Here is a 12,508-nt window from a genome sequence, read left to right as displayed (position 1 = left end):
AGCATCCGTTCCACCTGCCGCACGCCGTTCCCATGCAGCCACGCAACAACGACATCCTCACCCCCAGCCAGCTCAACACCCTGGCCCGTGACCTGCTGGAAGGCAGCTTCCCGGCGATCTGGGTCGAGGCCGAGCTTGGCAGCGTGGCGCGCCCCGCCTCCGGGCATCTCTACTTCACGCTGAAGGACGCGCGCGCCCAGCTGCGGGCGGCGATGTTCCGGATGAAGGCGCAGTACCTGAAGTTCGTGCCGCGCGAGGGCATGCGCGTGCTGGTGCGCGGCAAGGTGACCCTGTACGACGCCCGTGGCGAGTACCAGATGGTGCTGGACCACATGGAGGAAGCCGGCGAAGGCGCACTGCGCCGCGCATTCGAAGAGCTGAAGGCACGGCTGGAGGCCGAGGGCCTGTTCGACCCGGCACGCAAGCGGTCGATGCCTGCACACGTGCAGCGCCTGGCGGTGATCACCTCGCCCACCGGTGCCGCCGTGCGCGACGTGCTGAGCGTGCTGGCCCGCCGCTTCCCGCTGCTGGAAGTGGACCTGCTGCCGACCCTGGTACAGGGCAGCACGGCCGCCGCGCAGATCACCCGCCTGCTGCAGGCCGCCGATGCCAGTGGCCGCTACGACGTGATCCTGCTGACCCGCGGTGGCGGTTCGCTGGAAGACCTGTGGGCGTTCAACGATGAAGCGCTGGCCCGCGCGATTGCGGCCAGCCACACGCCGGTCGTCTCGGCCGTTGGCCACGAAACCGACTTCAGCCTGAGCGACTTCGCCGCCGACCTGCGCGCGCCGACACCGTCGGTGGCCGCCGAACTTCTGGTGCCGGACCAGCGCGAACTGGCACTGCGCCTACGCCGTACGGCGGCACGCATGGTGCAGCTGCAACGGCACGCGATGCAGCAGGCGATGCAGCGTGCCGACCGCGCACTGCTGCGCCTGAACGCGCAGAGCCCGCAGGCACGGCTGGAGCTGCTGCGCCGCCGCCAACTGGACCTTGGCAGGCGCCTGCATGCCGCGTTCAACCAGCAGCAGGAACGTCGTGCCGCACGCCTGCGCCACGCTGCCGCCGTGCTGCGCGGCCACCATCCACAGCGCCAGCTCGATGCGATGCAGCGTCGCCTGGCCGCCCTTCGCGGGCGTCCGCAGGCGGCAATGCAGCGCCTGCTGGAACGCGATGCACTGCGCCTGCGCGGGCTGGCGCGTTCGCTGGAGGCGGTCAGCCCGCTGGCCACCGTGGCCCGTGGCTACAGCATCCTCACCCGCAGCGACGATGGCACCCTGGTGCGGAAGGTCGACCAGGTGCAGTCTGGCGATGCGCTGCAGGCACGTGTCGGCGACGGCGTGATCGACGTGCAGGTCAAGTAGAGGGTTGTTCGGCAGGGCTGCGCCCTGCACCTGCAGAGGCTTCAAGCCAAGGCAACGTCAACGTCAAAAGCGAGCATTCCGTGGGATGGCGGGGCGGTGTCGGAGTGCGGGGACGCTGCAAGTACGTCCCTGTAAGCTTGGCAGCCGCATCCATGCGGCTGACACCCCGCACTCCGACACCGCCCCACCTCTGACAGAATCCCGCAGCTGTTGGTGGGTGTCGACCTTGGTCGACACATCTGTCAGATATCGAATGAGATTCCGGGGTCAGATCCGTTTTCCGAGGGAAAACGGATCTGACCCCATGAGCAATTCCAACAGATCGAGGAGATCTGTCGAAGGCGGGGTGGGTCCGGTTGCGGGAGTGTCCGCGGCATGGATGCCGCGGCCAAGCCCCCATGGACGGGTTTACGGCGTCTCCCGCAACCGGACCCACCCCGCCATCCCACGGAATGCACGCTGTTGCTGTTGCTGTTGCTGTTGCTGTTGCTGTTGCTCTGGCTTCGGCAGGTGCAGGGCTGCAAGCCCTGCCGAACACCCCCCTACTTTGCCTGCTCGCAGAACTTCTGCCGGTACTCGAGCGCCTTCGGCATCAGCGCCTGCAGGTTCTGGATGCGGGTGCCCGGGTTCGGGTGGGTGGAAGCGAACTCCGGCGGCGCCTGGCCGCCACTGGCCTGGCCCATGCGCTGCCACAGCGGCACCGCCTCGCGGGGATCGAAGCAGGCCGCTGCGGCCAGCATCAGCCCCACTTCGTCCGCCTGCGTCTCGTGGCTGCGCGCATAGGGCAGCAGATACCCATAGCCCATCGCCGACATCATCATCTGTTGCTGCTGCGCATCCATGCCACTGGCGGCGCCGGCCACCTGCCCGATCTGGGTCAGCTTCTGCTGTGCCATGCGCTGTGCACCATGGCGCAGGAGCGCGTGGGCGATCTCATGGCCCATCACCACCGCCATCGCATCGCGGGTGCGCGCTACCGGCACCAGCCCGGTGTAGACCGCCATCTTGCCGCCCGGCAGGCAGAACGCATTGGCCTGCTCGGACGGGATCACGTTCACTTCCCACTGGAAATCCCGCGCGAAATGTGCCGGCTGCACACCATGCTCCTGCGCCAGCGCCGTCTCCACCACGTCCACCTTGGCGATCAACCGCTGGGCGATGTCGCGCACATCGCGCGCGATCGGTGCATTGGGGTCCATCGGCCGTTCCTGCGACAGGATCTGCTGGTAGGCCTGCAGTCCCAGCGCGGTTTCCTGGCGCGCGTCCAGGCTGCTGTCGATCATCACCTTCTCGCCGGTGTACGGATCGACCGTGCGGTTGGAGAACCAGTAGAACAGCGCATAGCCGGCGGCAAGCAGCAGCACCCACCAGCGGATGTTGCCGAACAGGCCACGCCGCTGCGGACCTTGCGACGAGCGGGAGAAGGGATCGTTGCGCATCGGGGGACTTCCTGCTGGCCCCGCCGGCCGGCGGGCACGGCGCAATCTTAGTGCGCCACTGCCCGCAGCGGGTGAAGCCGGGTGCCGCTCAGATGCCGCGTACCAGGCGGAAGCCGATGCGGGCGTTGGTGGTATCCGAATCCTGGGACTGCCGCCAGGCCGCACGGGTCTGCTCGGGGGCATTGGCCCAGTTGCCACCGCGGATCACGCGCGACCGGCAGCCCGGGTTGAACCAGGCGACGCCATCGGACGGTGCGCGGCGGTAGCTGGCATGCCAGCAGTCGGCCACCCATTCACTGAGGTTGCCGCCCATGTCGTGCAGGCCGAAGGCATTGGCCTGGAAGCTGGCCACCGGCGCCGGTCCCCACCAGCCATCGCCATACCCGATGAACGCGTTGTGCCAGTGCCGGCCCGAAGGCGAAACGTCCTTGCTGCCGGTAAAGTTGCCGCTGCCTGGCGGCGGCACGCCTGCATCGCCCCACGGATAGCGGCCACTGCTGCCAGCGCGCAGCGCGTACTCGAACTCGGCTTCGCTGGGCAGCCGGTAGCTGCGGCCGGTCTGCTCGGACAGCCACGCCGCATAGTTCTCGGCATCACGCACACTGACGTGCATCACCGGCGAGTTGCCCAGCGCGCGGCCGCCGTCATAGTCCGAGCGCCAGTCCACGCCACTGCGGCGGATGAAATTGCCGCTGCGTTCGTCGTAGACCACCGAATGGCCGCGCCGGGTCGCGCGTGGACGCGCATTGGATGCTTTCACGTAGCGCTCGAAATCGCTGACGGTGATCTCGGTGATCGCCATTGCAAAGCCACGATCGAAGCGCACGTAGTGCGACGGACGCTCGGCATCACTCGAGCCCGGCTCGGCATCGCCCGCGCCCATCTGGAAACCACCGTGAGGCACCACCACCATCTGCGGCCCGCGCCCGCCATCGCGCATGGCGTCGCTGAACACCTGTCCTGGCCGGAAGCTGCCGTAATGGGTAGCCAGGTCGATGCGCTCGCGCAACTGCCCCACCACGGCGTCACCCGGCAGGGCGATGCGCAGCGCTTCGGCCAGTTTCTCGCGCGCCGGTTTCAGGCCCTGCGGCGTAGCGAGGTCGCGCAGGCCGTCATCACGCAGCTGCAGCAGCGTGGCGGCGCGGATCTGCTCGATGCGCTCGAACGCGTCGGCAATCGTCGGCGACGAATCGCGCACTTTGCTGGCTTCGGCCAGCCAGGTACCCGCGCTGGCGAAATCGCGCGCCCGCGCGGCGTCTTCGGCACGGCGGATCAAGCCGCTCTCGGCTGCTGCCAAGCCCTGCCGTGCGCGGCTGTTGTCTTCATCCAGCGCCAGCGCCTCACGGAAATTGCCGATGGCACCGTCGCCATCCTCGCCGATCCGATCCGAGCGCAGGTCCTCCTCGCCGGCACGGTTGTAGGCCACCACGCGCTGCGCCAGCTCCACCCGCGCCTGCAGCGCACGCACCTTCTCATCCTTCGGCGCCAGGGTCAGCAGCACCAGTGCCTGGCGGCTGGCCTCGGCCAGTGCCTCGCGCTGCTTCAGCGGCCGCACCAGCAGGGCATCGGCCAGCTGCTGCAGTCGCTGCCGGGCACGCTGCAGGCCCAGCCGGGCCTGGCGATCATCCGGGTCTTCTTCCTGCACCGCCAGCCACAGCGGAATGGCAGCGTCCGCATCTTCATAGAGCCGCCCTTCGGCGAACGCCTGCTCGGCGCCGCGGCGCAACTGGGCCAGGCTGCGGCCCTGGCGGTCCACCCGTGGCGGCGTCCACTGCTGTACGTCCTCGGCGGCATCTTCACCGGCGATGGTCACGCTGCCCTGCCCGGCCTGCGGACTGGCATCGGTGCCGGTGTCGGCCCCCTCGGCCCCGGGCGCCTCTCCGCTGGCGGCCCTGTCCGCCGGCGCGGACGGCGACGGCGTGCAGCCGGCCAGGGCCACGGCCAGGGCGGTGCACAGCACGGGCGACAACGGAAAACGCAAGCAGAGCCTCCTTCGGCACGGACGCGGACCGACGTTAGGCTATTCTCCCCTGCCTGAGCAAACCCGAGTAGTAGGCCCTGACCCGTGGCAACCTGGATCACCACCCCCGCCGAGCTGGATGCGTACTTCCAGCAGCGCCCGACCCGCATCGGCCTGGACACCGAATTCATCCGTGAACGCACGTTCTGGCCGCAACTGGCGCTGGTGCAGATGGCCGTTGGGCAGGACATCCTGCTGATCGACCCGCTGATTCCCGGCATGACCGAGGCGCTGGCGCCGTGGCTGGCCGATGAATCCATCACCAAGGTGATGCACAGCGCCAGCGAAGACCTGGTTGCCTTCAAGTGGGCCTGCGGCGTCCTGCCGCGACCGCTGTTCGACACCCAGATCGGTGCCTCGCTGGCCGGCATCGGCGGCGGCATGGGCTACCAGAAGCTGGTGGCGGAGATCACTGGCGTAGCGCTGGCCAAGGGCGAGACCCGCTCGGACTGGATGCGCCGCCCGCTGTCCGAGTCGCAGCTGCAGTACGCCGCCGATGACGTCGAGCATCTGTTCGCACTGCACGACGCCATCAATGCCAGGCTGCAGGCGCTCGGCCGCCAGCAGTGGCTGCACGACGATGGCGAGCGGCTGCTGGCCAGCGTCGCCAACGATGAAGACCGCTGGCCGCACCTGGCGATGCGCTCGGCACAGTTCCTTGATGCTGCCGCCCAGCACCGCCTGCTGCGCCTGCTGCGCTGGCGCGACGTGCAGGCACGCAACAGCGACCGCCCGCGAAGCTGGATCCTGGACAACGAACTGGCCGCCACCCTAGCGCGCACGCCACCGGCCGACGAGGCTGCGCTGGGCAAGCTGTTCGAGCAGTTCCCGAAGGCACCGCGCAAGCTGGCCGGCGCTGTCTGGCAGGCGCTGTCCACGCCGCTGGCCGATGAAGCCGACGCGCCGCTGGCGCTGCCGGCCAACGACAGCAACAAGCAGGCCCTGAAGAAGCTGCAGGATGCGGTGGCCGAGCGCAGCCGTGAGCTGGGGCTGCCGGATGGCATTCTCGCCTCGCGCAAGCATCTGGAAAGCTATCTGGAACGTCGCCAGTGGCCGGCCGCACTTGCCGGCTGGCGCCAGCAGGAACTGGAGTCGCGGCTGCAGGCACTGTTGCCCGCGCACTGAGACCAACCGGCGCCGGGCAAACCGGCGCCGGCACCGCAGACATGAGCATCTGCCACGCTTGCCGGCGCGCGCGTGGACCTGTCCAATAGCGTCCCCGCTATTGTTGGATTGCATCAGATGACAAATGGACTTGCGAAAGACGGCCTTTCCATGGACGACCTGGCCTGGCGCGCGCAGGCGCGCAGCGCACTGCAGGAACAGGACTACGCAGCGCTGGATGCACTGCTGGCACCACACGAACAGGCCTGGCTGAACGGCGCTCGGCCACTGCCCGGCATCCGCTGGCGCCTGCGCAACCTGCAGGACACGGCGCTGCCCCTGGATGAGCGCCTGCAGCAGGCGCAACGGTGGGTTGCCGCCGATCCGCACAGCTATTACGCACGCCTGCGCCTGGGTGCCTGCTGGGAATCGGCCGCTGGCGCCCTGCGCAGCGCCGACGTGGCCGCACTGGTGGAAGACAGCCAGTGGCTGGCCGCACAGCAGGCGCGCGACCACGCCGTGCATGCCTATCTGCAGGCGATCGCGCTGTCGCAGCGACCGGCGCTGGCGCTGGATGGCATCAAGCGCATCACCAGCTACCTGCGCGAACCAAACTGGTTGCGCGCGCTCCAGGCAGGGCAATCGCCGGAGTCCGATGAAGCCGCCCTGGCCGAGCACTATCCGCAGGCGTGGCCGCAGGCATTGCAGTTGCTGTCGCGCTTCGGTGCGCCCCTGCAGCACCTGCCGGAATGCCTGCCGCCGCTGTTGCGCGATCGCAGCGAGGACGAATTCGATGCCCCCCTCGCGTACTGGATGCGCCTGGTGCTGGAACAGCGTCCGGACGACCTGGGGACGCTGGAAGACACCCTCTACTACCTGTACCCGCGCTGGGGCGGCAGCCACGAGGCGATGGAGGATTTCATCGAAGGCAGCTGGTGCCGCGGCCTGGAGCTGGCACAGCGCAACGCATTGCGCTGGTGCAAGGAACAGGACTGGATGGGCGAGCTGCCGCGCCGCGGCGATGCCGAAGCGGTGGCCGCGCATGAGCGCGCGTATGCGCAGATCCTGGACTGGCACCTGGAGGGCTACGTGCGCGCTGAAGTCCTGATCCAGCGCGCCGCACTCCGCTTTCATCTCGGGCGCATCGAGGAGATCGAAGACCAGGTGCAATGGGATGCCGTATGCATGCAGGCCGCGCTTGAGGACCTGCAGCATGCGTGGGCACTGGATCGTGACATGGTCCTGCACGGTGGTTTCAGCAGCCTGGAGGCTTGCACCTGGTTCGCCCATGTTGACGGCGCCGAAGCGCTGTTCGCACAGGTCGTGGACTACGCTGCGCGCGAAGGCGATTCGGCGCTCGGCCTGCTCTGGGCGGCTACCGCAATCGAGCATGGGATGCTCGGCCAGACCGCCGATCCGGCACGTGCGCAGCCCATGCTGCAGCGCGCCCTGAAACTGGCGGCGCAGCAGAAGACGTCCACGGTCACCTTTGCGTCCAACCTGTTCTGCGATGTCTCGCAGGACGCGGGCCTGTCGTTGTTGCAGCGCATGGCCGACGACGGCGACGCCGGTGCGATGGCCGCGCTGTGCGACCTGTACAAGGGCCGGCTGGGCGGCCGCGACCAGCCGGACTTCGTTGATGCCCAGAAGGCCCTGTACTGGCAGGAGCGTGCCGTCGAAGGCGGCGACCTGATCGCCACCTACAACCTTGGCGTGCGCCTGGTTGCCGCCGGTGGCGCTGACAACGAAGCGCGTGCGCGCGAGCTGTACCTGCGCTGCCTGCGCGAAGCCGACGCCGGTGAGCGCGTGTGGGGCCCGACCTGCCGCAACCTCGCCTGCCTGGCCTTCGATGGCCAGAACGACGCGCACAAGCGCGAAGCGGTCGAACGCGCCTTGATTCCGCTGTGGTGGCGCGGTGAGGACAACGACAAGCTGTGGGCCGCCGGCTACCTGGCCGACATCTACCACTTCGGCAACGGCGTGCCGGCCAACGCCTTCCTGGCCCTGACCTGGCTGCAGCGCGCCAGCGAGATCGATACGGAGTACGTGGATGTGGTGCGCATGGCGCCGCTGATCAACGGCGAAGGCCGCTGGTTCGGCGCCAGCCGCGCGCGCAAACAGCAGGCGCAGGACCGCCAGCAGGTGGACAGCGCCACCTGGGCCCTGACCTTCGGCCAGCGCAGCCAGGACAGCGACCTTACCGCAGTCTGAAACAACGAAAAGGGCGGCCCGGAACTCCGGGCCGCCCTTTGCATTCCAGCGGTGCGATGACGGGAGAACCCACCACCGCGCCAGAGCCTTACCAGTTCATGTTCAGCGAGACACCCACGGTGCGCGGTTCGTTGTAGACCGCGGCCATGTAATTCTCGATCACGCCCTTGAGGTTCTTCTCGTTGGTGATGTTGCGCGCGAACAGCGCCACTTCGTAGGCACCGTAGTTGCCCGAGTAGCCGATCTTCAGGCCGCCTTCGAAGTCACCCTTGGAGTTGAACTCCTTGCTGTCGTACAGCACGAAGCTGGTGTAACCCTGCTTGTTCCAGTCGGTGGAGACGAACATGGTGCCGGCGTCGCTGACCGGGAAGTCGTAACGGGCGGCCAGGTTCACGTTGTACTTCGGCGCGTTCGGCAGCGGGTTGCCGTCGATCTGCGCGAAGGTGTTGGCGCCGACCTTGATGGTCGGGTCATTCACCGTGCAGACCACCTGGCCGTTGAGGCCGCAGACCTGCGCGTACACGCGCTTGTCCTTGATCTCGCTGTGCAGCAGGCTCAGGCCGGCACTCAGGGTCAGGTTCGGGATCGGGCGCAGTTCCATGTCCGCTTCGAAGCCGTAGGCCTTGGCCTTGTCGGCGTTGAACAGCACGCCGTTGCCGTCCGAATCGTTGCCGTTGAGCTGGATGTCGTTGACGGTGTAGGTGAACGCGGTGGCGTTCAGGCGCAGGCGGTTGTCCCACAGGCTGCTCTTCACGCCCGCTTCCCAGGACAGGATCGTCTCGGAATCGGCGGTGGTGAAATCGGCATTGAACACCGCCGAACGGCCCTGGATGGTCGGGCCGCGGAAGCCGCGCGCGACCTTGGCGTAGACGCTCACGTTCGGGGTGAACTGATACATCGCGCTCAGATCCCAGCTCGGCGTGGTATCGGACATCTTCACGTCGGTGCGGCCCTTGTAGGTGACCACGCCGGCAGCGGTATCAGCGGTCTTCAGCAGGCGCGTGTGCTTCTCGTCCTTGGTCTGGCGCAGGCCAGCGGTGACGGTGAACTTGTCGGTGAAGGCGTAGCTGATCTGGCCGAAACCGGCCCACGAGGTGTTCTTGTTGCGCAGGCGCACCCAGTTGTTCGGGTTACGTGCCGCGCCCTGCAGGAACCACGCGCGCTGGTAGAAGTCGGTGGTGTCGCTGCCGTTGAAGTAGAACGCACCGGCCTGCCACTGCAGCGCGCTGTCGTCATGGCTGGCCAGGCGGAATTCCTGGGTCCACTGGTCCAGGTCGCGGATGCGGCCCATCGACTGGCCGTAGCCGTTCGGCCCGCCGTTCACCGGGAAGTTCGCCGCTGCGCCACCGTCGGTGTCGCCACGGCTGTAACCGGAGGTGGTCTCGTAGGCGGTGATCGAGGTGAAGTCGATCGCACCGAAGTCGTAGCGTGCCTTCACCGAGCCGCCGTAGGTCTTGTACGCCTGCGGATTGTTGTCGGCTTCGTCATAGGCGACCTTGTCGCGCGGCACGTCGGTCTTGTTCGAGCCCTTGGTCAGCGCGCCGCGCAGGAACAGGGTCGAGGTGCCTTCGTAATCGCGGGCGTGGGCCGAGGCCAGGATCGAGAACTGGTCGCTCGGGGTCAGCAGCAGCTGGGCGCGCACGTTGCGGTCATCGAAGCCGCCCATGGCGTTCTTCTTCGGGCTGACCGTGCCATCGGCGCTCGGGCCCTTGTAGGTGTTGTCGACGTAGTCGTCGCGGTGCTGGTACAGGGCCGACACGCGGAACGAGGCGATGTCGTTGATCGGGCCGCCGAAGCCGCCGTCGATCGACACGCTGTTGTAGGTGGCGTAGCTGGCGCTGACGCGACCGGTGTAGTCCTGGGTCGGCTTCAGGGTGTCGAACTTGACGATGCCGGCGGTGGTGTTGCGGCCGAACAGCGAGCCCTGCGGACCGCGCAGCACTTCCACCTGGTCCACGTCATAGACCGGGTTGGACTTCAGCACCACGTGCTCCAGCACCACGTCGTCCTGGATGATCGAGACCGGCTGCGAGGCACCCAGGTAGAAGTCGATGTTGCCCAGGCCGCGGATGTAGAAGCGCGGGAAGATGCGGCCGGTGGTGGTTTCCGCATACAGGCTCGGCACGCGGCCGGACAGCGCCAGCAGGGTGTCGTCGCCGCCGGCGGTGAAGTCGCGCATGCGCTCGCCTTGCACCACACCGACCGAGACCGGCACTTCCTGCAGGTTCTGCTCGCGGTGTTCGGCGGTCACGGTGATCGTGTCCAGGCCGGTCGGGGTCGGCGCACTGTCCTGCGCGGCGGCACCGAAGCTGCCGACCAGGGCCAGACCGGCACAGGCCAGTGCCAGCGGGTGGCGGCGGAAGGAAACAAGGGAAGACGACAGACCCGACAGGCGGCAGGAATCGGTATGGGAGGGCATGCAATGCTCTGAGGAGGCGTCCGTGCGGCCTGCGCGGGCCGGGCGGCAAAAAGGAGGAAAACTGCGCAAGCGGCCATTATCCCCCAAATTGTTACGATTTCGTTGCGCGGCACCCAAACCCGGCGAAACAAGCGGTTTCGGCACAGTCAGCCAGCACCGCCTGGGGTCAGATCCGTTTCCCAAGGGAGAACGGATCTGACCCCGGATCTCAGAGCAACGGGGTCAACGCGACATCGACCATCGCCAGCAGGCGCTCGCGGCTGATGCCGTCACGCGCCTGCACCGAGATGCCATGCAGCACCGTGGCGAAGTGGTCGCCCAGCGCCTGCACCGCCGCGCCGTCGGCCAGCTCACCCTCGGCCTGCGCCTGCTGCAGCCGCGCGATGATCGCCGCCGTGCGCTGGCGACGATGGCTGGCCAACCAGTCCCGCACGCCTTCGCCATCGGGCGACACGCTGCTGGCCGAAGATACCACCAGGCAGCCATGCGGACGCCCACGACGGGTGTAGGTCAGCACCGCCTCGCGCAGCATGGACCCGATCGCCTCACGCAGCGTGGCCTGCTCCAGCGCGCGCGGCGCGAAACCACCCTCGCCCTCTTCGTACAGCGCCACGGCTTCGCGGAACAACTGCTCCTTGCTGCCGAACGCGGCGTAGATGCGTGCAGAAGCAATGCCCAGCGTTTCGACCAGTGCCGACATCGACGTGCCTTCGTAGCCGTGCTGCCAGAACAGCAGCATCGCCTTGCGCAACGCCTGGTCCCTGTCGAATTCGCGCGGTCGCCCTGCCATCTGCCTGCCTGCTCCAGTGAGGCGCGCAGTGTAACGCGGGTGTTGACCATCGCGAGAGTCGCGCCTATTCTTTGTCGACTGACAAACAATTGGAGCAACACATGCAGACCCTCAAGGGCCCCAGCCTGCACCTGGCGCAGTTCGCCGGCGACCAGGCACCGTTCAACTCACTTGCCAGCATTGCCGAGTGGGCCGCTGGCCACGGTTTCAAGGCACTGCAGATCCCGGCCTGGGATGCACGCCTGTTCGACCTGGCCACCGCCGCCGACAGCCAGGACTACTGCGACGACATCCGCGGCACCCTGGCCGAGCACGGCCTGCAGGTCAGCGAGCTCACCACCCACATCCTTGGCCAGCTGGTGGCCGTGCATCCGGCCTACGATGAACTCTGCGATGGCTTCGCGCCGGAAGCACTGCGCGGCAACCCGAAGGCGCGCAGCGAATGGGCGCAGCAGCAACTGCACCTGGCCGCCCGTGCCTCCCGCCGGCTGGGCCTGCAGGACATGGGCACCTTCTCCGGCTCCTTCGCCTGGCCCTACCTGTTCCCGTTCCCGCAGCGCCCGCCGGGCCTGATCGATGCCGCCTTCGACGAACTGGCGCGCCGCTGGCGGCCGATCCTCGATACCTGCGAGGACAACGGCATCAACCTCTGTTACGAGATCCATCCCAGCGAAGACCTGCATGACGGCACCAGCTTCGAGCGCTTCTTCGAACGCGTCGGCCAGCACCAGCGCTGCCGCATCCTGTTCGATCCCAGCCACTTCGTGCTGCAGCAGCTGGACTACCTGGAGTACCTGGACATCTATCACCCGCTGATCCGCATGTTCCATGTCAAGGATGCGGAGTTCCGTCCCAGCGGCCGCCAGGGCATCTATGGTGGCTACGCCGACTGGACCGAACGGGCCGGTCGCTTCCGCTCGCTGGGCGATGGCCAGGTCGACTTCAAGTCGATCTTCTCCAAGCTGGCCCAGTACGACTACCAGGGGTGGGCGACGCTGGAGTGGGAGTGCTGCCTGAAGGACCAGGAAGCCGGTGCACGCGAAGGCGCTGCATTCATCCGCGACCACATCATTCCGGTCACCGACAAGATCTTCGACGACTTCGCCGGTGCACCGATCAGCACCGCGCAGATGCAGCACATGCTCGGCATCGCCTGAGCCC

The 12,508-nt window shown here is 67.5% G+C and carries 8 protein-coding genes; 4 read left to right on the top strand and 4 right to left on the bottom strand.

Annotated elements, in window-relative coordinates; all coding sequences use genetic code 11:
• The first annotated feature begins 32 nt into the window (after window positions 1-32).
• Window positions 33-1,364 carry an exodeoxyribonuclease VII large subunit gene (gene xseA / locus ACZK0Z_RS07325; RefSeq protein WP_197632401.1) on the top strand — a complete coding sequence of 444 codons (1,332 nt, stop codon included), beginning with the start codon at window positions 33-35 and terminating at the stop codon, window positions 1,362-1,364.
• Between the two features lie 542 nt (window positions 1,365-1,906).
• Here the strand turns inward: xseA and ACZK0Z_RS07320 are convergent.
• Complete coding sequence (locus tag ACZK0Z_RS07320) at window positions 1,907-2,803, bottom strand: M48 family metallopeptidase (RefSeq protein WP_100443791.1); 897 nt, start codon at window positions 2,801-2,803, stop codon at window positions 1,907-1,909.
• Between the two features lie 88 nt (window positions 2,804-2,891).
• Window positions 2,892-4,784 carry a formylglycine-generating enzyme family protein gene (locus ACZK0Z_RS07315; RefSeq protein WP_049429330.1) on the bottom strand — a complete coding sequence of 631 codons (1,893 nt, stop codon included), beginning with the start codon at window positions 4,782-4,784 and terminating at the stop codon, window positions 2,892-2,894.
• A gap of 84 nt (window positions 4,785-4,868) precedes the next feature.
• On the opposite strand from ACZK0Z_RS07315, the gene rnd reads away from it, so the two are divergent.
• Window positions 4,869-5,948, top strand: a complete 1,080-nt coding sequence (rnd, locus tag ACZK0Z_RS07310; protein ID WP_049429329.1) for a ribonuclease D — start codon at window positions 4,869-4,871, stop codon at window positions 5,946-5,948.
• Between the two features lie 150 nt (window positions 5,949-6,098).
• Window positions 6,099-8,138 carry a DUF4034 domain-containing protein gene (locus tag ACZK0Z_RS07305; protein WP_336339710.1) on the top strand — a complete coding sequence of 680 codons (2,040 nt, stop codon included), beginning with the start codon at window positions 6,099-6,101 and terminating at the stop codon, window positions 8,136-8,138.
• An 88-nt stretch (window positions 8,139-8,226) separates the two neighbouring features.
• Here the strand turns inward: ACZK0Z_RS07305 and ACZK0Z_RS07300 are convergent, their stop codons facing one another.
• Window positions 8,227-10,557 carry a TonB-dependent receptor domain-containing protein gene (locus ACZK0Z_RS07300; RefSeq protein ID WP_197632671.1) on the bottom strand — a complete coding sequence of 777 codons (2,331 nt, stop codon included), beginning with the start codon at window positions 10,555-10,557 and terminating at the stop codon, window positions 8,227-8,229.
• A gap of 208 nt (window positions 10,558-10,765) precedes the next feature.
• Window positions 10,766-11,347 (bottom strand): TetR family transcriptional regulator, encoded by a 582-nt coding sequence (locus ACZK0Z_RS07295; protein ID WP_197632670.1) that lies wholly within the window; start codon window positions 11,345-11,347, stop codon window positions 10,766-10,768.
• A 101-nt stretch (window positions 11,348-11,448) separates the two neighbouring features.
• Here ACZK0Z_RS07295 and ACZK0Z_RS07290 point away from each other — a divergent pair, with 101 nt between their 5' ends.
• Window positions 11,449-12,504 (top strand): sugar phosphate isomerase/epimerase family protein, encoded by a 1,056-nt coding sequence (locus ACZK0Z_RS07290; RefSeq protein ID WP_049429325.1) that lies wholly within the window; start codon window positions 11,449-11,451, stop codon window positions 12,502-12,504.
• Window positions 12,505-12,508: the final 4 nt, after the last annotated feature.

This window comes from Stenotrophomonas sp. 116085_Sma (assembly GCF_056479585.1).
The sequence above is the reverse complement of the archived record's forward strand: the minus strand, read 5'-3'. Positions and strand labels throughout refer to the sequence as shown.

Coding starts and splice junctions, on each gene's coding strand:
- xseA (WP_197632401.1), top strand. CDS start 33: ATGCAGCCACGCAACAACGACATCCTCACCCCCAGCCAGCTCAACACC.
- ACZK0Z_RS07320 (WP_100443791.1), bottom strand. CDS start 2,803: ATGCGCAACGATCCCTTCTCCCGCTCGTCGCAAGGTCCGCAGCGGCGT.
- ACZK0Z_RS07305 (WP_336339710.1), top strand. CDS start 6,099: ATGGACGACCTGGCCTGGCGCGCGCAGGCGCGCAGCGCACTGCAGGAA.
- ACZK0Z_RS07300 (WP_197632671.1), bottom strand. CDS start 10,557: ATGCCCTCCCATACCGATTCCTGCCGCCTGTCGGGTCTGTCGTCTTCC.
- ACZK0Z_RS07295 (WP_197632670.1), bottom strand. CDS start 11,347: ATGGCAGGGCGACCGCGCGAATTCGACAGGGACCAGGCGTTGCGCAAG.
- ACZK0Z_RS07290 (WP_049429325.1), top strand. CDS start 11,449: ATGCAGACCCTCAAGGGCCCCAGCCTGCACCTGGCGCAGTTCGCCGGC.